Source organism: Micromonospora sp. NPDC048898 (assembly GCF_043198035.1).
In the GTDB taxonomy this organism is placed as follows: domain Bacteria; phylum Actinomycetota; class Actinomycetes; order Mycobacteriales; family Micromonosporaceae; genus Micromonospora.
In genome coordinates, this window is record NZ_JBICUF010000013.1 from 142,394 (window position 1) to 166,748 (window position 24,355).

12 protein-coding genes are annotated in these 24,355 nt (G+C 71.2%); 7 read left to right on the plus strand and 5 right to left on the minus strand.

Annotated features, from left to right (window positions below):
- Nucleotides 1-65: 65 nt before the first annotated feature.
- The 3 genes from ACGFIQ_RS27345 to ACGFIQ_RS27355 all read right to left on the minus strand — a co-directional run bounded on the left by ACGFIQ_RS27345 (nucleotide 66) and on the right by ACGFIQ_RS27355 (nucleotide 1,730).
- Complete coding sequence (locus ACGFIQ_RS27345; RefSeq protein ID WP_393248336.1) at nucleotides 66-986, minus strand: hypothetical protein; 921 nt, start codon at nucleotides 984-986, stop codon at nucleotides 66-68.
- Between the two features lie 96 nt (nucleotides 987-1,082).
- On the minus strand, nucleotides 1,083-1,385 hold the full coding sequence (locus tag ACGFIQ_RS27350) for a WXG100 family type VII secretion target (protein ID WP_393248338.1): 303 nt from the start codon (nucleotides 1,383-1,385) through the stop codon (nucleotides 1,083-1,085).
- Nucleotides 1,386-1,415: 30 nt separating this feature from the next.
- Nucleotides 1,416-1,730, minus strand: a complete 315-nt coding sequence (locus tag ACGFIQ_RS27355) for a WXG100 family type VII secretion target (protein ID WP_393248433.1) — start codon at nucleotides 1,728-1,730, stop codon at nucleotides 1,416-1,418.
- A gap of 313 nt (nucleotides 1,731-2,043) precedes the next feature.
- Here ACGFIQ_RS27355 and ACGFIQ_RS27360 point away from each other — a divergent pair, with 313 nt between their 5' ends.
- The 5 genes from ACGFIQ_RS27360 (at nucleotide 2,044) to ACGFIQ_RS27380 (ending at nucleotide 17,124) form a co-directional block, all read left to right on the plus strand.
- Nucleotides 2,044-2,463 carry a YbaB/EbfC family nucleoid-associated protein gene (locus ACGFIQ_RS27360; RefSeq protein WP_393248340.1) on the plus strand — a complete coding sequence of 140 codons (420 nt, stop codon included), beginning with the start codon at nucleotides 2,044-2,046 and terminating at the stop codon, nucleotides 2,461-2,463.
- Nucleotides 2,460-3,554, plus strand: a complete 1,095-nt coding sequence (locus ACGFIQ_RS27365) for a hypothetical protein (RefSeq protein WP_393248342.1) — start codon at nucleotides 2,460-2,462, stop codon at nucleotides 3,552-3,554. The genes ACGFIQ_RS27360 and ACGFIQ_RS27365 overlap by 4 nt, the downstream gene beginning before the upstream one ends.
- Nucleotides 3,555-3,564: 10 nt before the next feature.
- Nucleotides 3,565-14,886: a DUF6531 domain-containing protein gene (locus ACGFIQ_RS27370; protein ID WP_393248344.1), complete on the plus strand. Its 11,322-nt coding sequence runs from the start codon at nucleotides 3,565-3,567 to the stop codon at nucleotides 14,884-14,886.
- Between the two features lie 72 nt (nucleotides 14,887-14,958).
- Entirely contained in the window at nucleotides 14,959-15,333 is a 375-nt protein-coding gene (locus tag ACGFIQ_RS27375) for a YrhB domain-containing protein (RefSeq protein ID WP_393248346.1), read from the plus strand.
- A 180-nt stretch (nucleotides 15,334-15,513) separates the two neighbouring features.
- Nucleotides 15,514-17,124: a protein kinase gene (locus ACGFIQ_RS27380; protein ID WP_393248348.1), complete on the plus strand. Its 1,611-nt coding sequence runs from the start codon at nucleotides 15,514-15,516 to the stop codon at nucleotides 17,122-17,124.
- Here ACGFIQ_RS27380 and ACGFIQ_RS27385 read toward each other — a convergent pair.
- Together ACGFIQ_RS27385 and ACGFIQ_RS27390 are read right to left on the minus strand one after the other, a co-directional pair.
- The gene (locus ACGFIQ_RS27385) at nucleotides 17,088-20,570 is read right to left on the minus strand and encodes a BTAD domain-containing putative transcriptional regulator (RefSeq protein ID WP_393248350.1); all 3,483 of its coding nucleotides are present in this window, start codon (nucleotides 20,568-20,570) and stop codon (nucleotides 17,088-17,090) included. The two genes, ACGFIQ_RS27380 and ACGFIQ_RS27385, sit on opposite strands and share 37 nt — an antisense overlap.
- Nucleotides 20,571-20,634: 64 nt before the next feature.
- Nucleotides 20,635-22,941 carry an AAA family ATPase gene (locus ACGFIQ_RS27390; protein WP_393248352.1) on the minus strand — a complete coding sequence of 769 codons (2,307 nt, stop codon included), beginning with the start codon at nucleotides 22,939-22,941 and terminating at the stop codon, nucleotides 20,635-20,637.
- Between the two features lie 273 nt (nucleotides 22,942-23,214).
- Between ACGFIQ_RS27390 and ACGFIQ_RS27395 the strand changes: the two genes are divergently transcribed.
- Complete coding sequence (locus ACGFIQ_RS27395; protein ID WP_393248354.1) at nucleotides 23,215-23,619, plus strand: hypothetical protein; 405 nt, start codon at nucleotides 23,215-23,217, stop codon at nucleotides 23,617-23,619.
- Between the two features lie 161 nt (nucleotides 23,620-23,780).
- Nucleotides 23,781-24,314 (plus strand): response regulator transcription factor, encoded by a 534-nt coding sequence (locus tag ACGFIQ_RS27400; protein ID WP_393248434.1) that lies wholly within the window; start codon nucleotides 23,781-23,783, stop codon nucleotides 24,312-24,314.
- Nucleotides 24,315-24,355: the final 41 nt, after the last annotated feature.

Consider the following 24,355-nt stretch of genomic DNA (forward strand, 5'->3'; position numbering starts at 1 on the left):
AACCCCTAGCTGAATTGAGGACGCGATCGTGCGGCGTCGGAACGCCCGGACCAGGCGCGCGACACCTAGCTGTCGCTGCCGCCCGACGCGCTGCCGTCTCCGGCACCGGACTCGTCCTTGCCGCCCCGACCCGAGGACTTGAGGTCGCCGTAGTCGTCGATGTCGCCGATGTGTCCCCACGGATCGGACATGGCCTTGGCGAAGTCCTCTTCGCTCATCGAGTTGAACTCTTCGGTCTTCTCCTCGAAGTCCTTGCCGGTACGCGCGTTGCCGTCCTCGGTCAGCTCGTAGGAGTCGGCCATCTCGAGCAGGCTCAGCCGGAGGGTGTAGAGCGTCTGGTGGATCTTCGACAGCAGACCCTGGGTGTCGACCACCAGGCCGACTCCCCCACCCGCCCCGTGGATCTTCTGCCGCATGAGCTCGGCGACCGCGAACTTGCCGGGCAGGACGTCCAGATTGCCGAGGTGGTCGCCCACGTCGAGCATCATGCTGCCGCCCCGGCCGTCCGGGTTGTCGAAGAGCGCTCCGAGGGAGTTGGCGAAGTAGCGGATCGCCTCGGTGCTGACCTTCAGGTCGCCGTCCTTGTTGTCGCCGCCGGAATAGACCTTGACCTCCGGCGTGCGGATCCGTCCGTCGACCTCCAGCTTGTCGGAATCCCCGAACTCCTTCCAACCGAGAGCGTCCTGCGGAGGAAGGTCGTCCTTGAATTCCCGGACCAGTTCCTTCCAACTCTCGGTGTCGACCACCTCGGCCTTGTACCACTCCCAGGCGGCCCGCTCCTCGGCGGTGTAGTTCGACCAGTCGATCCGTTCCAGTCGGCTCGTGCCGGAACCGATCTCGGCCTGCACGCGATCGATGACCGCCTGGATCCAGCCGTCCGGATGCTTCTCGGGAAAGCCATCGATCTCACCGTTGTTGAACCTGTCGAGGATGCCGATGTGGTCGATGGCCCGTTCGTTGGGATGACTCAGATCGATGGAGGCCACAGGAGCACAACCTTTCCAGCACTGCCGAATCTGGGGATCGGTGCCTGGGACGTGCCGGCCACTGAGGAATACCAGACCCCGGCAGCCGGCCGGCGGTCAGCCGCCGCGGACGTCATTCCAGATCTTGGTGTGGCGCTGCTCGGTGGTCCCGTAGTTGTCCGAGATCTGTAGCAGCGTCTGGCGGGCCTGTTCGAGGAAGACCGTCATCTGGTTGGCGGCGTTGCGCCACTCGATCTTGGCCACGGCGTACTCCGCCCGCGCGTCGCCACTCCATTCCTGGGTGCTTCGCTCGACGTTGGCCTCCATCTCGTCAAGGGAACTCGAGATGCGCCCGTTGATGCGGTTCATGTCGTGCAGAGTGGCGTCGGCCTGGTTGAAATCGAACCGATAGTCGGACACGATCCGTCCTTTCGAGAAGATGACGAGGGATCAGACGCCGGGAAGCGCCGTGGCGAAGGTCTGGGCGCTCGACGAGGCGTCTTCCTCCGCGGTCCGGTAGCCGGCGGTCGTGGTGCCCATCACGTCCATCATGTGCAACAGCTTCTTGATGATGAGCTGGAAGGACCTCTCCCAGTTGTCCATCGCCTGGTTGAAGTTGTTCGATGCGGTACCGCGCCAGCTCGCCTGGAGAATCGCCATCTCCGTGTTGACGTTGCGCAGCTCCGTGGTGAAGCTCTCGGCCTTGCTGGCGAACTCGGTGGCCGCCGCCTGCATGCCCGGATTCGAGGTCTGGACCGGTTGCATTGCCACAACGGCACTCCTTTCGTCGTACGTGCCGTGGATGGCGGCGTCGAGCCTCCGGGGCTCGGCGTCCGCCACGCCGAACATTCCCGGTGACCGACGGCCGGCGGCAAGATACCCGCCGGACGGATGCCCGAATGACCGCCGGATTTGCCTCCTTCACCCCCGCACGCCCTCGGCCCACCCGGCCCCGGTCCACCTCGGCCGGTGCGGTCGGGAAGAAGCTCTGCACGTTCGTGCGCGGCGAGCGCCGCGCCCCTTCCGCGCCGGGCGGGGGCGGATCTCTACTGGAGCCCGTCCCGAAGGGAGCCGACCGATGACCCAGCAACGCCAACTCGAGGAGCTGTTCGCCGAGTACGAGCGTCAGCGCGGCAGCCTGACCGACCTCCAGGAGCGGATGGGGAGGGTGCGGGGTTCTGCCACCTCGCCGCGCCGCGAGGTGACGGTCACGGTCGGGCAGAACGGCGTGCTGAGCGAGATCAGTTTTCCGACCGGCGCGTACCGGCGGATGACTCCCACCGAGTTACAGGCCACCATCATGAGCTCCTTCGCCGAGGCGAAGGAGCAGGTCATGGAACAGGCGGCGGAACTGCTCGCGCCACTGCTGCCGGCGGGCATGGACGCGGCCAGGATGGTTCGGGGGGACGCCGGTCCGGACATGTACCTGCCGCCCGGGGGCCCCCGGATGACCAGCGCGGTCCGCGCGCTGCTCGGCCTCGACCCGGAGCAGCCGTGAGTCAGCCCAACGGGTACCTGCGGGTCGATCCCGAGGGCGTCATCGCGGTCGGCAACTCGTACGCCGCGCATGTCGCGCACTACCACGAGGCTCTTCGGCTGTTGGGCCTGCTGCGATCCACGCACGGGCGCGCGTGGGGCGATGACGAGTTGGGCGACGCGTTCCAGAAGCAGTTCGACGGGACGATGGACAGCGTCGAGAGCGCCGTCCTCGGCGTCCTGGGCTATCTGGAGTACGCCGCGGTCGGCCTGCGCGCCAGCGGGGAGGGCTACCGGCAGGCGGACGAGGACGCGACAGCCGCCGGACGTACGATCGCCGAGCAGTTCACGAAGCTACCCGAGCGGGTGGCGGCGACCGAGCCCGTACCCGACGGGCAGACCCCGCCCGCCCCCCGTCTCGCCGGCAGGCTTGAGCAGGGCGGGTTCCCGCTGCTGGCCGGCCGGACCGAGTACGCCGGCAATCTGCTGGCCGGCCGGACCGAGCACGCCGGCAATCTGCTGGCCGGCATCACCGAGCGCGCCGGGCGCCTCCACCAGAAACCCGTGGCCGGGGAGACTGCCGCGCCGACCCCGCGCCTCGCCGCCGCCGGTGAGCACGTGGAGCAACCGGCACCGGGGACGGGCCGGCGGCACGATCGTCTGCCGGCCGACGGCCCGATGCGGACTGGCATCCTCGACGCCAAACCGGTCGTGGGCGCGGAGTCGGGCCGGGAGGACTCCCGCTTCCCCGGGTCGTCGGCGCCAGCCGAGTCGACGGCCCGACCGCTGATCTCCGCACACCGGATGTCTGTCGACGACGGCCTTCTCGTCGACGGTGTTCCGATCCCGGCGGGCTGTGAACTGCTGACGCTCACCACCTTCCCCGACGGCACGTCGCGACTCGACGCCAACCCCTACGACTCGATCGTCCCGCTCGGTGACCGCCGGCTGACCACCGCCGACGGTGTCCCCATCGCGTCGGCCGACCACTTCTTCCTGGTCCGGCCGAAGGCGGACGAAGTCGTCGATCCCACCGCGCCCGACTACCAGCCGCTGCTGATCAGCTTCGACGCCCACGGCTCGGCCACGCCGTTGATCGTGGATCGGGGCTGACGTCGTCGCGATGGGTGACTTCCACATACCCAACGACCCCGCCTGGCAGTGGGCGTACGACGCGATCCTCTACACGGTCGGCGAGAAGTTCCCCAAGGGTGACCCGTCGCAGCTCAAGGCGCTCAGCGTCGAGTTGGAGCGGTTCGGCGCGTACCTGAACAACGGTATCGCCGCGACGCAGGCGCTCGGCCAGGGGCTGGAGGGCAACCTCGATGGTCCGGCCGCCGACGCGTTCGCCCAGTTCCAGTACGAGATCACCCGGCCGCTGCCCGGGGGGATCCGGCAGGCCCTCGTCGCCGGCAACGTCGCTGACCAGGCCAACCAGCAGATCGACTACGCCCAGACCCAGATCGTCGTCGCGGCCTTCATGATCGTCCTGGACATCGCGACGGCGATGGCCTCCGGCTTCGGCGTCGCGCTCGTGCCCGCGTACATCAATATCGGTCAGAAGATCACCCAGACGCTGCTCAACCGATTGCAGAACCGACTCCAGGAACTGATGGTTCTGTTGACGGTCCAGGGCGCCGAGGAGGGCGTGGAGGAGGGCGCGGAGAACGTCGCCGCCCAGACCATCGTGATCGCCAAGGACAACAAGGACGACGGGTTCAGCTCGTCGGACTTCTGGCAGTCGGTCGGCGCCGGGGCCGCCGTCGGCACCATCGCCGGCGGTGTCCACATCATCGGCGGCCGGTACTTCCCCCGATTCTCCGGCACCACCCACGGGCAAGCCGGGCTGAGCGCGGCGGGTGAGACGCTCGGCGAGTTCGCCTACCTGGCGATGATCGGCGCGATCACCGGCTTCGACGCCCTGGCCACCGGCGTCTCGGCCGCGGTCGGCACCTACGCCAGCCGGTACGCCCACGACGCCGGCGCGGCCGTCGGCGGCGGCCCGGCCGCCCGGCCCGACGCGTCCGGTCTGGGTGGCCCGGGCCCGTCCCGGGACCTGGCGGCGGGTGGCGGGCCCCTTCCCCCGCCAACCGGCCCTGTCGGCACCGACGGGCACGGCGGCACCCGTTCCCCACTGGACGATCCGACGAACCTGCGGGCCGGACCGGTGGGTTCTGGCGACACGTCACCCCCGGATGCCGGATCCGGAAGTGCTCCGCCGAACGGGAGCGGACCGCCACCGGTCGCCCCGTCCGCTCCGCAGCCCTCCGTCGCCGCGCCCGCGCCGCCGAGCGCCACCATCGATGGTGGTCACCCCGGACCCCTGTGGTCCGGTGATCCGCCGAGTGCCGGACCCAGCGCAGCGCCCCCCACCCAGCGTGCCGACCAGACGCCGCCGGCCAGCGCGGCCCCGGGTCCGGGACTGCCCGGTCTCGAGCCCTCGCCCACCGGCGGCACCGCCAGCAGGCCGCCGGACGGGGTCACCCCAATGCCCGGCGAGAGTTCATCCCCGGTGAGCCGTCCAGACCCGCCGGCCCCACCGGACGCGCCGCACGACCCGTCCGACCAACACCCCGGCCGGGTGGGCACGCCCGCCGGCCAGGCCCCCGACGCGGTCGGCACGCCCGCCGGCCAGGTGCCGGACCAGACGGGTGCACCGTCCGATGCCCCGGGTACCCTCACGCCGGGGCAGCCCTCGCCGGCCCAGCTCGCACCTGCCGCCGCAGGCGGCACCGCCACCCCCACCGCCCCACCAGCGCCTCCGGCGTCGCCGGAGGCCGCGGTTCCGCCAGGCTCACCGACCACAGCCGCGGCTCCGCCGGGCTCCCCACTCGCGACCTTCCCGTTGCCGCAGGCCACCGCCCCACCGGGCGCTACCCCACCGGGCGCCACCCCGGCCAGTGCGACCACGACCGCGCAGCCCTCCACCGCGACCACCAGTCCGGCGATCACACCGCCGACCGGCTCGCCCACCACGCCCGGCGCTGCCAGTTCCCCGCCGCCGACCACGTCGGAGGCGAGGACCGGATCGACGACCGGCCCGATCGACCGCACGGCGTCAACACCATCGGACCCCCCGTCCTACGGGGCCGCCGTCGGCCCGGTACCCGGGTCGGCCCCACCGCGATACGTCGATCTCACCCCTTCGCCGCCCCCCTACGGCTCGCCGATCCCCGTGCCGAAGGAACAGGGTCAGAGCGCTCCTGGTACGAACGCTTCCCCGGGTCGCCGCTCCCCGACCGGGATCCGCTCGGCCTCTCCCGCACCGCGAGAGGTGGAGCGACCGGTGACGCCTCGACCGGTGACGACCACTGTCGAAGGGCCAGCTTCCAGGAACCCGGCGCCGCACGACGAGGACGACGACCGCGGGCACGCGCGGGCTCCGACTGGCGCACGCCACATCGACGACACCGCGACGAGGCGCTCCGCGTCGTCGGAGACGCGTCGGGCCTCCCAGGACGAGATCAGCAGCCTTCGGGACCGGGGGCCGAAGGCGACAACGACTGTCGACGTCGTGCAGAAGCGGGCCGGGGACCCGGGCGGACTGGCCGAGGTAGCGCCGGCGACGGTGGCCAAGAGCACCGAGGAGACACCGACCGCCGGCGACCCCATCGACGTCACCACCGGCCGCATGATCCTGACCGAGACCGACGCCGTACTACCCGGCCTCACCCTCACCCGCACCCACCGCTCCGACTACCGATGGGGCCGCTCCTTCGGCCCCTCCTGGGCCAGCACACTCGACCAACGCCTCATCATCGACCACCACCACGTCCGCTACCTCGCCGCCGACGGCTCCATCCTCACCTACCCCCTCCCCGCCGAAGGCGAGGAAGCCCAACCACAACTCGGCCGAACCCTGCCACTGCGCCGCCTCACCGGCGGAGGCTGGCTACTGACCGAACCAACATCCGGACGCACCCTCGTGTTCACCAACGGAAACGGCCCGGAATCGCTGCTCAGCGACGTGGCCGTAGGCGACAACCGCTGGTCGATCCTGCGGGACAGCGCCGGCACGCCCACCGAACTGCGCTCCTCGACCGGCGCCCGGATCGGCTTCAGCTCCTCCGCCGGCCTGCTCACGGTGCTGTGGCTGCCCACCCCGTCCGGTGCCACGCAGCCGGCGTACCGGTTCGGCTACGACGGCGAGCGCAACCTCGTCGAGGTGGTGAACAGCTCTGGCGACGCCGAACGCTTTGACTACACGAGCGGGCGGATCGTGCGCTGGGAGGACCGCAACGGCGAGTGGTACACCTACCGCTACGACGAATCCGGTCGATGCGTCAGCACCGATGGCAAGGGCGGCTACCTGCGGTACCGGTTCGCGTACTCGGATGGTCTGACGGTCGTCACCGACTCGCTCGGCAACGTGCGCAGCTATGAACTCAACGACCGGTTCCAGGTGGTGGCGGAGACCGACAGCCTCGGCGCGACCACCCGGCACGAGTGGGACGACGGGTACCGGCTGTTGTCCCGGACCGACCCACTGGGCCGCACGACCCGCTACGAGGACGACGCCGATGGGCGGGCGCTCACCGAGGCCACCTCGGTGGCAACGAGTGGGGCCGAGACCCACTACACGTACGACGACCTCGGTCGGATCGTCGTCATCGGTACCGACGAGGGCAGCACGGAACTCGGTTGGACGCCCGAGGGCGACCTCGCCTCGCGCGTCGGCCCGGACGGCTCCCGACAGGAATGGCGCTACGACGGCGAAGGGAACCTAGTGGAGAGCATCGACGGAGCAGGTCGGGTGGTGCGGGTCGAGTACGGGCCGTTCGACCTGCCGACCGCACGGATCGACGAGGCGGGCAACCGCATGGAGTACACCTACGACACCGAGCTTCGGCTGATCGCCGTCGCGAACCCGGCCGGGCAGGTCTGGCGCTACACCTACGACGCCGCCGGCCGGCTCAGCGAGGAGACCGACTTCGACGGTCGCACCCAGCGATACACGCGCGACGCCGCCGGACAGTTGATCGCGCACACCAACTCCGCCGACGAGACCACCCACTACCGCTACAACCAGTGGGGACGGGTGATCGAACGGCGCGCGGGCGAGGTCGTGACGCGATTCGAGTACGACGGGCGGGGCCAGATCGTCGCCGTGGTCAACCCCGACTCGGTGGTCCGCTTCGAGCGCGACGCCCGGGGCCGGGTGGTCGCCGAGACGATCAACGACCAGACCGTACGCACCTCGTACCACGCGGAACTGGACACGGTGCAGACGCGCACCACACCGTCGGGTCGGTCGAGCCGGTGGACCTATGACGACGGCGGCCGGCCGGCGAGCCTGAGCGTTGGCGGCCACCTGGTGCGCTTCGCGCATGACGCCCACGGGCGGGAGATCAACCGGACGGTCGACGACGTGGTGGCGCTGCGACAGACCTTCGACGCCGCCGGGCGGCTCACGGTCCAGCAGATCGCCGGCGCCACCGAACGTGACTTCAGCTACGACGCCACCGGTCGGGTGACAGCGATCGTCGACACCCTCGACGGAGAGCGGTCCTTCGAGGCCGACGGGGTCGGCCGGATCCGGAGCGTGGTCGCCGACAGGACCGAGCGTGAGCGGTACGAGTACGACGCACTCGGCAGTCTGACCGGTACCGGAATCGGCCGGTGGGAGTTCGACGGCACCATGCTCGTGCGATCGGACGACGCCACATTCGAGTACGACGAGAACGGCCGGCTGGTCAGCCGCTCGGACGCGGCCGGCGTCTGGCGCTTCACCTGGGACGCCGAGGACCGGATCGTGCGGGTGGTCACGCCGGGTGGAGACCGCTGGCGGTATCGCTACGACGGCTTCGGCCGCCGGATCGCCAAGCAGCGCCTCGCCGCCGACGACAGCGTGGTCGAGCAGGTGCGGTTCGCCTGGTCCGGTGATCTGATGGTGGAGCAGAGCCATCAGGATGCGAGCGACACCATCGCCATCATGTCCTGGGAGTACCGGCCGGGCGGTTCGACGCCGGTGGCCCAGACCGACGACCAACTGCGCACCGTCGTCACCGACCTCGTCGGCACACCGACGCACCTCGTCGAGCCCAGCGGCACGCTGCGCTGGTGGGCGCGCAGTGACCTGTGGGGTCGGAGCCACGGACCGTCAGCCACCCCGCTGCGCTTCCCCGGGCAGTACTTCGATGCCGAGACCGGTCTGCACTACAACCGGTTCCGGTTCTACGATCCGGCGACGGCCCGCTACCTGAGCCCGGACCCGCTCGGCCTGGCCGGCGGGTCGAACCCGACGGCGTACGTCACGGACCCGCTGACCGTCGCGGACCCGCTTGGTCTGACGAGCTGCAAGGTCGCCCAGCCAGGACTGGATCCGCTCGCCGACAGCACCGCGGCGGGTACCCCAGCCCGCAGTGGTGAGCCCAGTCAGCTGCCGGCCCGCGCGGCCCCACCCTCGCCCGAGGCGCTGCACGGCGCAGCACCGGCGGCATCTCTGCTGGCCCCCGATCTCGACGGTACGGTCGCGCACTCCGACCTGTGGCACTCCGAGGTCGGGGCGACGCCCCTGTCACGCAGCGCCAGTGTCGAGGACGTCCGGGACCGGTTGCCATCGCTGCCCGAGCCGGGTTCCCGGCCGGGGAGCGACAGTAACCGTGACGCGCCCTCGACCGCACGGCGCAGGGGCCGGGTGGTGGCGGATTCCGGCACGACCCGGTTCGGGCCGATCCAGCCGGTGTTCACGCCGGCCGGTCTGCGCATGCTGCACGAGACCGACGTGGTTCACCAGACCCACGCCGATTCCCTCCCGGTCGGCCCCGACTACAAGCTGGCGGTGGAGGGTGTCGACGGCGAGATCGTCGCCGGCGGCCACGCCTACGATCCGGACGTCATCGGTGGTCTGATCGAGAACGACCCCGGCTGGAACAACCGGCCGATCACCGTCGTCGCCTGCGACGCGGGTCCACTCTTCGCCGTCAACCTGGCGAAGCGACTGCCGAGCGTTCCGGTCACGGCGGCCCGGACGACCGTTTTCACCACGGGCAGAGGGCACGTCTTCTCCGACGATGCCTGGGTCACCTACACCGCCGAGCCGGACGGACGGGTCACGGAGGTCTTCCACGACCAGACCCACATGCCTGGTGGTCCGGTCCCCTCCGCCGCCGACATCGCCGCCGCCGACACCCACTGGCGGATAGCCACCGAGACGGAGGTCGGCGTCCAGATCGGCGCGCTGAACCCGCAGTTCCCCCTTCATCTGGGAGAGGCCATCGCGCGGGCGCCCGGGCTGGTCTTCAAGATCGACAGTCAGCAACGCACCCTCGGCAATCAAACTGGCATCGTCATGATCGTCGAGGTGGTCTCCGGGCCGAGCCGGGTGGAGCAGTGGGAAGAAAGCGCCGCAGATCCCAACGCCGTCCGCGAGGCACGAAACGCGGCGATCAACGCGATCCTCACCGTTCCGGAAGGGCGGCACTACTCGCTCCGAGACACGCTCAGGGACGTGCCGGGGATGCAGTACGTGACCCTTGGAGGTGTCTCGGCGGGCGATGCCGTCGGTGTCCTGGGCGGCCAATTCACCGCCCCGTACACCCAGTGGACGGTGGGCATGCACAACCACTCCCTGCCAATTTTCCTCAGGTACGCCGCCACCCACTACCCCCCTACGGCAAACCAGACCCCCCGACGACTCGTCGAGAGTGGTCTCGCCCTCGGGAAAGAGGTCGTCGCTGATTTCCGCCAGCACACCGGGGGTCGGGCCCTGCCCTGGCACGAAAGGCGCCTGGAGGGGCATCTCGCCATCGCGTTTCCTGCTATCGCGGCGGAACTCGTGGCTACCCTCGAGGGGACGAACACCGGCAGCCGGGTACTGCGCAAGCACTTCCTTCTGCTGGCACCCCGCAAGGAGCTCCGGGACATGCGGGACGCTCTGCCGCAGGTGGTCGCGACCTATGTGGCGGACCGAGCCGACCACATCAAGCAGCTCATGCATCGACACCTGGAGGGCTTCGACCAGGGACACCAGTACGCCATCCAGCAACATCTCGTCAATTTCGAGACGAACCACGTCGACTACTTCAGCAGCCACCACTTCAGGGACGCGGCGAACAACCTTCTCCACGGGCATCGCTATCCAGACGGCACCGACGTGCCGTTCTTCGGTCTTTATCAACAACTGGGCATCAACCCCACGACAGACGGCATCGATCCTCCGGGCATCGTGGGCGGGGAGTTCCGCTACCTGGCTGACAAGAACTCCGACCTGGACGGCATCGATCGCCAGTCCGACGATCTGTCGGCCATGGTGCGATCCAACGCCGCGCCGCCCCCGCTCACCTCGGCCGTGGCGCACCAGATCATTCAGGCAATCCGCACCGAGGACGGGCAGATCCGCGATGCTATTCGCCAGATAAAAGACGACCTTCGGCGAGATCGCTCGCCGGGCCGGGTGCCAACCGCGCTGACGGGCCTGCTCGATCGGGCGCAGACCGTGGCCGCTCGGGCGGAAACGAACGAATCCTACGCGGGCGAGCTGCGGGAAGCCGCCCAGGCCGCTTTCGCACAGAACGATCCCGCCCGACGCAACGCCAGGACGTACCACCACAACACGAAGGATCGAACCGAGGCCGCGAACGAACTCGTGAGTCGCATCCAGCGGCATCTCGACAACACTCCCGCGCCCGAGAGCAGCCAGCCGCCATATGGTGGAAACAGCGGCCCCGGCGGTGGGCAGTCGGGCTACTACCCCTACGCAGAAACCAGCTACGGCCCGGTCTCGTACAGCGATTATCCCGGCGGATCGTCGTCCCACTACGGCGGAAGCTCCGCCCCCTACGGCAGCGGATCGTACGACCCCTACGTCGGCATGGCCTTTGTCGACGGCACCGCGGCCGACCCGACCCAGCCCGCGCCGCGGGTGCTCGATCCCAACCTCGGCGTCGACGGGCGGCAGCGCATCCTCGACGACCTCTCCGCCCTGGCCGACGCGCGCACCGACGCCGTCCGCGACTTCCTGGGCCAGCACGAGTCCCACCCCGACCACGCCACCGCCACCGCGCTCTGGGACAGCTTCGTCTCGGCATTGGATTCCCGCGACCAGGCCGACCTGCAACCAGTCGTCAACCTGTACGAGCAGACCCACGACCGGCTGGACGGTCTCGACTCGAACAACCCGCTGCCGGCGATCGAGAGGACGCTCGACGACTCGGACTACCTCCCCCGCCGGCAACCCACAACGGTGGTCGCCACCGACGGCACTGTCCCCAACGACCTGCTCCGCAGTGTGCCGTTGACCAACGGCACGCACCTTCCGGTGCTCGCGAACAACGTGCACAGCACGACCGCGAACACCACCACGGACCTGGAGAACTTCGGCAACCGGAGCCTCGGCTGGGTCAACGAGATCGGCGCCGGCGGCAGCGGCCGCACCGGCATCGAATCCGCCCTGATGATCGACGAGTACCAACGGTCCGGGCGGGTCCTCGACCTACCGCCGACGTCGGTGCCGACCACCCTGGACGGCGTGCGCACGGCACATCCGGGCGGCGCCGTCAGGGAGGTCGGCAGTGTGCAGGGCCTGATGGACGCGCTCGGCGACCTGCCGAGGGGTAGCAGGAGCCTGGGCATCGTCGCCTTCCGTCCCGGGCCGGCCGGCGCTTCCGTGCACGTGGTCAACGTGATCAGGTACCCGTCGGGCCCGGTGGTCTTCATCGACGGCCAGCTCGGGGGCCTCGGCGCCGTTGCCACGATCGGCCCGGAGGGTTCGGTCGTCCTGATCGAGACGACGGAGCCGGCGGGCGGCACCGACGCCGCGGCCCCGGCTTCTCTCACCGACGTGCCGCCGGCGACGGTGGCCAAGAGCACCGAGGAGACACCGACCGCCGGCGACCCCATCGACGTCACCACCGGCCGCATGATCCTGACCGAGACCGACGCCGTACTACCCGGCCTCACCCTGACCCGCACCCACCGCTCCGACTACCAATGGGGCCGCTCCTTCGGCCCCTCCTGGGCCAGCACACTCGACCAACGCCTCATCATCGACCACCACCACGTCCGCTACCTCGCCGCCGACGGCTCCATCCTCACCTACCCCCTCCCCGCCGAAGGCGAGGAAGCCCAACCACAACTCGGCCGAACCCTGCCACTGCGCCGCCTCACCGGCGGAGGCTGGCTACTGACCGAACCAACATCCGGACGCACCCTCGTGTTCACCAGCGGGAGTGGCCCGGAATCGCTGCTCAGCGACGTGATCGAGGGCGATCTGCGCTGGTCGATCGAGCGGGACGAGGCAGGCACGCCCACCGAACTGCGCTCCACGGCCGGCGCCCGGATCGGCTTCAGCTCCTCCGCCGGCCTGCTCACGGTGCTGTGGCTGCCGAACCGGTCCGGCGTGCCGCAGACCGCTTACCGCTTCGGCTACGACCAGGAGCGCAACCTCGTCGAGGTGGTCAACAGCTCGGGCGCGGCCACCCGCTTCGGTTACGCCGACGCGCGGATCGTGCGCTGGGACGACCGCAACGGCGAGTGGTACACCTACCGCTACGACGATTCCGGTCGATGCGTCAGCACCGACGGCAGGGGCGGCCACCTGCGGTACCGGTTCACGTACTCGGACAGCCTGACGCTCGTCACCGACTCGCTCGGCAACGTGCGCCGGTACGAGCTGAACGACCGCTTCCAGGTCGTCGCCGTGACCGACCCGCTCGGTGGGACGACCCGGACCGAGTGGGACGGCGCTAACCGGCTCCGGTCGCGGACCGACGCCCTGGGACGCACGACCACCTTCGAGTACGACGCCGACGGCCGGTTGGCAACTGTCACCCGGGCGGACGGCAGCCGGTCCACGATCGCCTACGACGAGCTCGGTCGGGCCCTGTCCTGGACGGACTTCGATGGCGGCACGCGCCAGCGGGCCTTCGACGACGACGGTCGGGTGCTCGCCGAGACCGACGCCGCCGGCGAGGTGGTGCGCTTCGACCGGCCGGTCGACGACGGGCCTGGCACTGTCACCCAGGCCGGGCCGACGGCCATCGTCCGGGACGCGGCGCGGCAGGTCACCGCGATGATGACGGGAAGCAGCCAGACCAGTTTCGAGTACGACAGTCTCGGCCGCGTCGCCGCCATCGACGACGATCACGGCACCACCCAGGTCGGCTGGACGATCGAGGGCGAACTGGCCTGGCGGGAGAACCCGGACGGCACCGTCGAGGAGTTCGGGTACGACGGCGAGGGCAACCTGGTCGAGTCCGTCGACGCGGCGGGCCGCCGCACTCGCTTCGAGTATGGCGCGTTCGACCTGGTGACGGCCCGGATCGACGACGCGGTCAACCGCACCGAGTACGGCTACGACACCGAGCTGCGGCTGACCACCATCACCGACCCGGCGGGCCGGAGGTGGCAGTACACGTACGATCCGAACGGCCGGGTGACCGAGGAGACCGACTTCGAGGGTCGCACCCAGCGGTACGCGTACGACGCCGCGGGGCAGCTCGTCGAGCAGACCGACACGGCCGGCACCGTCACCCACTTCAGCCACGACCTGCTCGGCAGGGTGGTGGAGCGCCGCACCGGCACGGCCGTGACCCGGTTGGTGTACGACGCTGCCGGTCGCGTCGTCGCGGCCGAAGACGCCGACTCGACGATCGAGTTGACGCGGGACGCCTTCGGCCGGGTCACCACCGAGGCGGTGAACGGCCACGCTGTCGTCGTCTCTTACAGCGAGCGGTTCGGAACGGTCACGGCGCGGACCCGACCCTCCGGCGCGGTGACCCAGTGGTCGTACGACGAGTCCGGACGACCGATGATCCTGGTGGCTGGCGGGCAGCAGCTCCGGTTCGCCTACGAGGGTGGGCGCGAGGTCAGCCGCGGTTGGGACGCGGGGCCGACGATCGAGCCGCCCACCGTCCCCGGCGCGGGGCCGGACCAGCATCCGGGTGAGCCGGGCGAGATCGGGTACACGCTGGACCAGCTGGGCCGGGCAACCAGCCGCTCGGGTGCGTCAGGCGACTGGCACTTCACCTGGGACCACCAGAATCGGCTGGCAACGGTCACCACGCCGGGCGACGACCGGTGGCGATACCGCTACGACGCGTTCGATCGGCGGATCGCCAAGCAGCGTGCGGACGAGAAGGGCGTGGTGATCGAGGAGACCACGTTCGTGTGGTCCGGTGACCTGCTCGTCGAAGAGCACCACCGCGACGGCGACGGCAGGGTCACCACGACGGCGTGGGAGTACCACCCGACCGGAACGTACCCGGTCGCACAGGTCAGCGACGGGACGGCGCATGCCGTGGTGACCGACGACGCCGGCACCCCGGTGCATCTCGTCGGCACCGACGGCAGCCGGCCGACCGGCCCGGACGGCATCCCGCTGCGACGGAGCAGCCGGTACCTCGACGCCGAGACCGGACTGCACTACGACGGCTCCCGCTACTACGACCCGATGACGGCCCGTTTCCTGCCGCAGCCACGGCAGGCCCGGGTACCCGTCAACTGATCGCGAGCCTGCCCCGACCACCGCGGTGGTCGGGGCAGGCTCCAGCCCAGAAACGACAGAAAGGACCGAGCCATGAACGCCGACAGGGCACTCGCCCGGGCAAACGCGGCGCTCCGGCGCCTCGAACAGAATCGACCGGACGAGCCGCTGGCGCTGCTGCCGGAGTCAGCCACCGAACGCGGGTGGTGCTGGCTGTTCCCCTTCAACACCGCCCGTGCCATCAAAACCGGCGACATCATGGCCAGCCTCGCCACCGGGCCGCTGGTGGTGCCGAAGACCGGCGCGGAGCCGTGGGTGGCACCGTCGAGCGAGCCGATCGAACGCTGGCTCAACCGGTACGCCATGGAGGAGGACCTACCCCTGGCGTTCGAGCCGGCGCGGTCGGACCCGTTCGGTAGTACGCGGACATCGACTTCGCACGCGGCACCGCGACGGCCGAGGCGCTGACGGGTCGGCTGCCGGTGGAAGCCGCGAACCGGTTCGGCTCACCCATCGGATCGCCCGGCCCGGCTAGGTAAATTCTACCGATGCGGGGCGGGCGTCGCCTGCTGGACGATCGATGCTTTGATCGATCTCGAACTGGTCAGGCAGCGGCGCGGCTCGTCCAGTTCCGTCCGAGAAGGAGACATGATCGACACCGCGTACCGGGTGAGCCCACTGCGCCCGACCGACCCCGAGCGGATGGGTGACTACCTGCTCGTCGGTCGGCTCGGCCGGGGCGGCATGGGCGTGGTCTACCTCGGCGAGAGTGACGACGGCACCTTTGTCGCGATCAAGCTCATCCATCCGGACCTCGCGACGGATGCCGAGTTCGCTCGTCGCTTCCGTGGCGAGGTCGACCGCATCCGGCGGGTCCCGCCGTTCTGCACTGCCGAGTTCCTCCACGCCGACATCGACCATGATCCGCCCTACCTGGTCATCGAGTACATCGACGGCCCCAGCCTGGACGAGGTGGTGGCCGAACGTGGTCCGCTGCGTGGTGGGGGGCTGCACTCGCTCGCCGTCGGTGTCGCCAGCGCGCTGACCGGCATCCACCGCGCCGGCATCATCCACCGCGACCTCAAGCCGGACAATGTCCTGTTGCCTCCGGGCAGCCCCAAGGTGATCGACTTCGGCATCGCGCGACCGTTCGAGGTCACCAGCGCGCACACCCGGACCGACGCGATGGTCGGCACGGTGGCCTACATGGCTCCGGAGCGGTTCTCCGGCGAGTCGGAGAACCCGGTCACGGCCGCGGCCGACGTGTTCGCCTGGGGCTGCGTGATCACCTTTGCCGGCACGGGTCGAACGCCGTTCCACGGCGACTCGCCGTCTGCCGTCGCCGGGCGCATCCTCACCCAACCGCCGGACCTCGACGGGCTGCCGGAGTCCCTTCTTGAGGTGGTGCGCGCGGCCCTGGCGAAAGATCCGGCCGACCGGCCCACCGCCCCGGAGCTGTCCGCGATCCTCCTGGGTGACCAGGTCGAGGCCCTGGCGCCGAAGGTCGCACCACCACCACCGGCGGTGGTCCCCGAACGGCCGGTCCGTTCCCGGTCGGCCCGCCGCCGGCGGATGGCGCTGAGCGCACTGGTCGCGCTGCCGGTGGTGGTCGGGGCGACCATCGCCTACCAGAAGGCCAGCACCACCGACATCCCCCGGGACGAACGTGCCCCGTCATCGTTCGAGTCGCCGTCACCGTCGCCGCCCACGGGCGCGGTGCCACCGCCGACACCACGCCTCTCCGCGGCGACCGATTCCCCCACCGCGCCCACCCCGACTCGCGGGCGCGATGCGACGACCCTCGGCAAGACACCTGCCGGCCGGGCAACCACCTCCCCGGTCAGGCCCGCCACGCGGGGCTCCGCGAACACCTCCGGCCGTAACCTGGCCCTCGGCCAATCCGTGACCGCCTCCAGCGCAGAGGGCCCCTCCTGGGCTGCGGCGAAAGCCGTTGACGGTGACCCCGTCACCCGATGGGGCAGCCAGTTCAGCGACCCCCAGTGGCTGACCGTGGACCTCGGTGCGCTGTGGCAGGTCAACGAGGTGGTGCTGCGCTGGGAGTCCGCCCACGCCGCCGGCTACCGGTTGGAGCTCTCCCCGGATGGCCGGCGGTGGACGACGGTGCACAGCACCTCGGCGAGCCAGGGTGGGGTCGAGCGGATTCCCGTCGACGGCGCGGCCGGGCGCTATGTCCGGATGTACGGCACCCAGCGGGGCGGCAACTACGGATATTCCCTGCACGAGATCGAGGTGCGCTGAACCCCTTCACCCTCGGGCAACCGGTCAGGGTCCAGGGCCACGCCGTACTCGCCGAGGTGGCGATGGGTGCGGCGCAGGTCCCATCGGGCGCCGAACGTGGCGTAGAGGTTCGCCGCCTCGGTGCCGACCCGCGTCGCCGCGTGCGGGTGCCGACCGGCCGCCAGCAGCACCGCCGCCTCCTCCAGCGCGGCGGCCAGTTCCACCACCCGGCCGACCGCGCGGTAGTGCGCCGCCGCGGCCAACGCGGGCTCCGGATCACCGGTGAGCAGCGCCCAGCACCGTTGCGCCACCGGGCGTGCCCGCGCCGGCCGGACCTCCTTGGCCGCCTCGTCGGCACCGACGGCCGCCGCCCGCTCGGCGACATCACGTCGGTCCAGCTCCAGCGCGAGCCGGACGACATGGGGCAGCCACTGGTGGCGCATCAGCAGCGGGGCGTACGCCGGTGCCAGTAGTGGGTCGAGGATGTCCAGGGCCTGCTCCGGGCGACCCTGCTGCTCGGCGACGAGCGCGCGGGCGACCAGCAGGAAGTCGGAGCACTCGCGCTCGGCCTCGGTGGCCGGCGTCAACTCGGTCGAGTTCAGGTGCCCGCTGGCCAACACCGTGTCGTTGCGGCGGGCGGCGACGAGCGCGGCCACGCCGTGCAGCAGCATGGCGACCGCACTCGGCTCCCGGGCGCCCAGCAGTGTGGACCCGAGTGGGTCGTCGCTGACCGCGCTGACCGCGGAGAGCACGTCGTCCCAACGGCCCGACCAGTAGCGCTGCACCGCCGCGGCACCGTGCAACCCGGACGGTAGCCGGTGACGCACCGCGAGGAGCGCGGCCTCACGCAGCGTCCGCTCCGCCTCCTCCAGCCGGTCGAGGTTCTGCAGCGTCGACGTCCGGTTGTCCAACAGATCCAGGTACAGGCCGAAGAAGGCCGGGTGGTCCCGCATGATGTCCAGCGCGCGGTCGACGTACTCCAGCGCCCGCTCGTGGTCGCGCCGGTTGGTGTTGGTCCACCAGGTGGTCTGGAGGGCGGACGCCGCGTCGTACGGCTGGTTCGCGGCGAGCGCGGCGCGGTGCAGCGCCGCCGCCGTCCGGTCCGCCCGGTCGAGGTCGTCGAGCGGGCCCCGCTGGAAGGTGGCCCGCAACATCCGGTGCCGGGTGTGCCAGAGCGCGGGTACGGCGGGGTCGGCGAGCGCCTCCTCGACGATGTCGAGCGCCGCCGCGAGGTCACCACCGCGGCGGGTCATGGTGGCGAGGAGGTGACGCATCTCGGCCCGATCGGCCGGGTCCTCGGCGAGTCGAACGGCCTCCCGCGCCTCGTCGCGGGCCGGACGCTCATGGCGGAATTCGAGCCGCACCAGGGCGACCAGCAGACGCTCCCGCTGGTGCGGATCGGGCAGGTCGGTGCCGAGCGCCCGGCGGAGCAACTCGCTGGCCAGCTGCGGCGCCCGCCGTGCCAGCTCGACGTGCTCGGCGACGAGCCAGGACACCACCCAGGCGTCCATCGTCGTGGTCACCGCGGCCAGTTGCTCGGCCACTCGACCCACCGGGCTGCCGCCGTTCGCCAGCACCTCGGCGGTGTGCCGGTGCAGGGCCGACCGGGCCGGGGCGGGGATGCTCTCGTACAGCGTCTGTCGCAGGAACCGGTGTCGGAAGGCCAGGTCGGTGCGGGCGTCCACGACGACCTTCGCGGTGAGCGCCTCCTCCAGAGCGGGCACCAGATCGGCGGCGGGGCGCCCGGCCACCGCGCCGACGTCGTCGACCGAGAAGCGGTCACCCAGCAACGCAGCCGTCCGGAGCACCTCCTGGGTGTCGGCCGTGAGGCTGTCCATCGTGGCGCGGATCATCGCGAGCAGCGGACGCGGGGCCTCGATCGGGGTGTCCGGAGCAATCTCCGCCACACCGTCGGCCACCCGCACCGCGCCCCGTCGCAGCAGGGCCGTGGTCAGCTCGTGGGCGTAGCGGGGATTGCCCGCCGAGATGGTCACGACCTCGGCCAGGTTCGGCCCCGGGGGCGAGCCCACCAGGTCGGTCACCACCCGTTCGATCGCGGTCGCGGGCAGGGCGTCCAGGTGGAGCAGGTGACCCTGCCGGGCCTCGACGGCGCGGCGCAGCCGGGCCAGCTCCCGGGTGCCCGGCTCCAGTCGGGCGGCGGCCACCACCAGCAACGGCAGCCGGCGGGCGAGGGCGGCCAGTCGCTCCCAGAACGGCGTGACGTCGGGAGGGTCGGCGTGGTGCAGACCGTCGAGGACCAGCAGCAGGGGCGCGGTGGCGCAGGCGGCGCGCACCTCGGTCAGCACGCGTTCGGTCAGCTCGGGACCGTCGCCTGCGGCGACACCGCCGGGCTGCCCGGTCGGCAGGTCCGTGGGCAGCCCCCCGGTGGGCGGTCGACCTGCGGCACGATCGGTCGCCAGCCCCATCGCCCGGAGCACCGTCGAGATTGGGGCGTGGTGGTCCGGCTCCTCGACACGACCCCACGCGACTCGGCAGCCCCGGGCGACCGCGTCGTCGAACGCGGCGCGAAGCAGGGTGGTCTTGCCGATGCCGGATTCGCCCTCCACCCAGACGACGGCGCCCTGACCGGCGGCGAGCGTCCCCACCAGGTCCCGCAGCAGCCGCAGTTCCGCGTCGCGGCCCGGCAGAACCGTCGCATCCGACCCGCCGAGCGCCGGCCGCCGTGCGCTCCCGGCAACTGCCGGAACGTCCGAAGCCGACCGCGAATCGGACGGGCCGGCGGAGACGATCTCGTGCAGCCGGGTGAGGGCGGCCCCCGGCTCGACCCCCAACTCGGCGCGAAGAGCATCCCGGGCCGCCCGGTACGCCGCCAACGCCTCGGCCCGCCGGCCACCCCGGTGCAGGGCGAGCATCAGCACCTCGTGCAGGGACTCGCGCAGGGGATGGTCGCGGACCAGCACGACGAGCTCGGCCACCACCGTGTCGTCGCCCAGCTCGACGAGGATCCGGGCACGCCGCTCGGCGGCGCGGAGACGCTGCTCGCCGAGCCGGACCCGCTCCGCCTCCAGACGATCACCGGCGACACCGGCGTACGCCTCGCCGTGCCACAGCCGTAACGCCTCGTCGAGCCGGGTGACCGCTGCCGCACGATCGCCGGCCGCGTACAGTCGCTCCGCCTCGGCGTCGAACGTCTCGAACCGCGTGACGTCCAGGTCGTCGGGGCGCAGGCGGAGGGCGTAACCGCCCTTGCCAGAGGTCAACGAGCCAGGTCCGAGGCTGCGACGTAGCCCGGAGACGTAGGTGTAGACACTGCCCGCCGCGGTGGCCGGCGGCGACGCGCCCCACACCCCCGCGATCAGCTCGTCGCGCCCGACGTCGCGTCCCCCGGCCGCGGCGAGCAGCGCGAAGATCACTCGCTGCCGGGCGGCGCCCAGCGACAACTCCCGATCACCGTGCCAGGCCCGGACCGGTCCCAGGACGGACACCCGCAGCCGATCCTCCGGCATGGTCAGCGTGGACCCTCCGGGCTGGGGATCCCGAGGCGAGCAGCGCGGCGGACGGCACCAGCGGTCACGAGGCGATCGACCTTTCCCCGCCGACGAGGCCCGATCGAGAGATCTGCGGTTGGGTCGGGTTGCCCGGCAGGTCCGGCCGGATCCGGCCGAGCAGTGCGCGAAGCCGGTCGATCCACTGCGGGCCGATCCGACGTTCCCGCAGCGCCACGTGGGCGATCTCCGCTGCGGTTTCGACGTCACCCCGCCGCTCGTGGCTGTGCGCCGCTGTCCAGCGCATCTCCCCCGCCAAGTCCGGATCGGCGGTGCGCGCGGCGACCCAGCCGGCCTCGGACGCGGCGTTGTGCCGTTGGCGCAGCAGCAGTCGGGCCAGCCACGCGGTCAGCGTGAGCCGAAGGGCGGGATCGAGGGAGTGCTGGGCGTGCGCCTGGGCGAGGGCGGCGACGGCGATCCGTGGCGCTGCCTCGGCGACCCGTTCGACGTGGTCGGCCAGCCAACCGCCGAAGCGGTCGTCGACCGGGACCTCCCCGGCGAGCAGCAGCGCCACCACCCGCTCGGGGGCGGTGCCGGCGGCGGACAGCCGCTCGACGTACCCACGGCAGAGGGTGACCCGCAGCGCGGCCGGCGTGCCCTCGCACAGGGCGCGGACCACGACCCGGTGGTGGAAGCACAGCCGGTCCCCCGGCGCGAGGATCCCGGCGGCCCGCACCGGGGCCAGCATCCGGGCGAGCTCGTCGAGATGGTGGTCGGTCGCCGCGGCCAACTCGGCCATCGTGCACCCGGGCGGCTGCGTGCCGGGGGTCCGCACCTCGTACGCGCTGAGGAGGGCGACTGCCCGCAGCACCTGGCGGACATCGTCAGGATACGGGGAGAGGTGTGCCCGGACCGTCGCGGCCAGAGCGGCCGCCGGGAACGGGTCGATACCGTGCCGGGCGAGCTGACGCAGATAGTCCGGGTGCCCGCCGGCCTCGTCGAGGATCCGGGCCACCTCCAGGCGTTCGGGCGGTTGCGGAGCGACCGCCCGGACCAGTGCGCCGGCCGAGTCGGGGTCCAGGGGACCCAGCGTCACGACGTCGGCGGCGGACCGCTCGGCCGCCTCGTTCACACCGGGTCGGACGGCGGCGACCAGCAGCAGCGGTAGCTCGCCCACCTGCCCGCCCAGAGTGGCCCAGGCGCGCCGCGTGACCGGATCGGCCCGGTGCAGATCGTCGATGACGAGGACAAGAGGCCCGTCGGCTGCGGCGCGTCGAACGGTTCGCACCGCCTCGGCCGCCGCGTCGCTGTCCGGCACCGAAGCGGGGATCGGCGCCTGCGTCATGAGCTGGTGCGGTCCGGCCGCCAGCGCGGAGTCGAGACAATCGCGCAGAGTGCCGAGCGGGGTGTCCCGGGCGACCTCGCCCCCGACCGCCCAGCCGATGCGGCACCCGTCCGGGGCTGCGCTCAACGCGGCAGTGAGCAGTGCCGTCTTGCCCATGCCGGCGGGTCCTTCGAGCAGGATGCTGCCGCCCCGCCCGGTGGCGGCCTCCGCCACCGCTCGGCGGAGCCGGCGCACTGCCGGGTCGCGGCCGAACAGCAGGGCGGCGCCGGTACCGGTGCGCGGCCAGGGCCCGGCTGCCAGCACCCCTGCGGTACGCGTTTCCGGCCCGTCGGTCGGCTCCATCCGGCCGTTCGTCGACGGTGTGCCGCCCGTCGCGGCGGACGGGCTCGTGGTCTGGTCCGCAGGTGGCCGCATGGTGGCGAGTCTGGCCCGGACGTCCTCCCGGTGCGGATAGGCAGCGGCCAGATCGCGCAGAAGGTCAATGGCCTCCTCGTGACGTCCGCCCCCGACGAGCAGTTCGGTGTACCGCTCGGCGGTGGCGAGCCGCAGCTCGGTCAGGCGCAGCCGCTGTCGCTCGGCGAACGGTCCGGGAACCCCGGCGAGCGCGTCGCCACCCCACAGCCGCAGGGCCTGCGCCACGGTGGCGAGTTCGGCGTCGGTGTCTCCGGCGGACCGCTGCCGTCGGGCCGTCTCGCGCAGCGACTCGAACCTGAGAACATCGACGGAGACCGGCGGAAGGTGCAGCTGGTACCAGCCCCCGCCCGAGCTGACCAGTTGCCCCGCCGCCCGTCTGCTCCGGGACGGCTCCAGTGTCTGACGCAACGTGGAGACGTACGTGTAGATGTTGCCGGTCGCGCTGGGCGGCGCCTCCGCACCCCAGACGGCGGTGACCAACTGGTCGCGGGAGACGCTCTGCCCGGTGTGCAACGCGAGCACGCAGAGCACGGCCGTCCGGCGTGCCGAGCCGAGCACAAGCTCGACGCCGTTCCGACAGGCTCGTACCGGGCCCAACAAACGGAGATCGATCCCCACCTGCTCCGCTGACATTGCTGCCCTTAGCTCGCTGCCCTGAGTGACTGACGGTGTGACGCCGCCGGCAGGGCCCAGCCCTGCGGAACGGGCGGAATCTCCCTGAGCGTCCCACCCGTCCGGCTATTCCCCACCGAGGGATTGTCTACCATCCATGACCAAGCCGGCCACTCAGGACCGCATCACCCACTCGATCACCGTACCCAACAATCGGGTAGATCCCGCCGGGAGTACGGGCAGCGTCCTCGACGATGCTACCCGTCTCGCCCAGGGAGCTGATGCACTCGACCCGTGCCGACTGATCCGGATGCACCGTCGAGCCCGTTCGCCGGCGAGCTTCTGCTCGCCCTCGCCCGTCAGGGGCGGTTCACACTGGACGCGGCGCGGGCCGACCAGGCCATAGCCGAGCTGGAACGCACCCTCTCCGCGGTACGGGCCCGACTGCGCATCCTGCGTATCTGGGGGCACGTGCCGTTTCAGCGGGTGGACGAGATTCCCGACGATCTCGCCCTGGACGTCATCGACGCCGTCTTCGCCGACCAGCTCGCGCCCGGCCGGCTGGAGTTGGCCGCGACGGAGTTCCCCACGTACGTCGAGGCGCTGCGCCACGCCCGGCAGGTGCCGCCCGGGCCGGACCCCACATCCACTGTCGACCCCACTGGCGACGAATCTTCACGTGCCGAGGACCCACCGTGAAGACGGTGTGGAGATTTTCTGAAGGCCCCCTCCGCAGACTGCCACCGTAGTCCTCACACGCGGAGGTGACGGTGGAGAAGGTGCGACTTGTCCTGCAGGCGTCGGACCCGTTCAGCTACGCGGGGCTCGACAACTTCCTGCGGTCCTGTTCGGCGGTCGAACTGCTGCCCACCGACGACGGCGCCGGCGCGCAGGTGCTGCTGTTCGGCTGCGAGCAGCTCACCGTGGACGTCGTGACGATGCTGCGACGCTCGGCCGCCGCGAACGGCCTGCCGGTGGTCCTCGTCCTCAGGGAGATCACCGAAAGCGAGTTGCTGACCGCGGTGGACTGCCGCGTGGTGGCCATCCTGCCGCGAGCGGCGGTCACCGCCGAGCGGCTGGCGCACAGCGTCCTGGCCGCAGCCAACGGCGGTGGCGTCATGCCGCCCAACCTGGTCGGTGAGCTGCTCAAGCACATCGACCGGTTGCAGCGCGAGGTGCTCGCCCCCAACGGCCTGAACGCCGCCGGTCTCACCCTGCGCGAAGTCGACGTGCTGCGCCTGATGGCGGACGGATTCGACACCGGCGAGATCGCCGGCAAACTCTGTTACTCCGAGCGCACCGTCAAGAACGTCATCTACGGCCTCACCCACCGGCTCAAGCTGCGGAACCGTTCCCACGCTGTCGCGTACGCGCTGCGCGCCGGCATGATCTGACCGTGCGCGACGGCGAGTCAAGCCAAGTAGTCAGGGGTCCG

Excerpts from the sequence above, each read along its gene's own strand:
- ACGFIQ_RS27355 (WP_393248433.1), bottom strand. The coding sequence starts at position 1,730 with ATGCAACCGGTCCAGACCTCGAATCCGGGCATGCAGGCGGCGGCCACC.
- ACGFIQ_RS27360 (WP_393248340.1), top strand. The coding sequence starts at position 2,044 with ATGACCCAGCAACGCCAACTCGAGGAGCTGTTCGCCGAGTACGAGCGT.
- ACGFIQ_RS27370 (WP_393248344.1), top strand. The coding sequence starts at position 3,565 with ATGGGTGACTTCCACATACCCAACGACCCCGCCTGGCAGTGGGCGTAC.
- ACGFIQ_RS27375 (WP_393248346.1), top strand. The coding sequence starts at position 14,959 with ATGAACGCCGACAGGGCACTCGCCCGGGCAAACGCGGCGCTCCGGCGC.
- ACGFIQ_RS27380 (WP_393248348.1), top strand. The coding sequence starts at position 15,514 with ATGATCGACACCGCGTACCGGGTGAGCCCACTGCGCCCGACCGACCCC.
- ACGFIQ_RS27385 (WP_393248350.1), bottom strand. The coding sequence starts at position 20,570 with ATGCCGGAGGATCGGCTGCGGGTGTCCGTCCTGGGACCGGTCCGGGCC.
- ACGFIQ_RS27390 (WP_393248352.1), bottom strand. The coding sequence starts at position 22,941 with ATGTCAGCGGAGCAGGTGGGGATCGATCTCCGTTTGTTGGGCCCGGTA.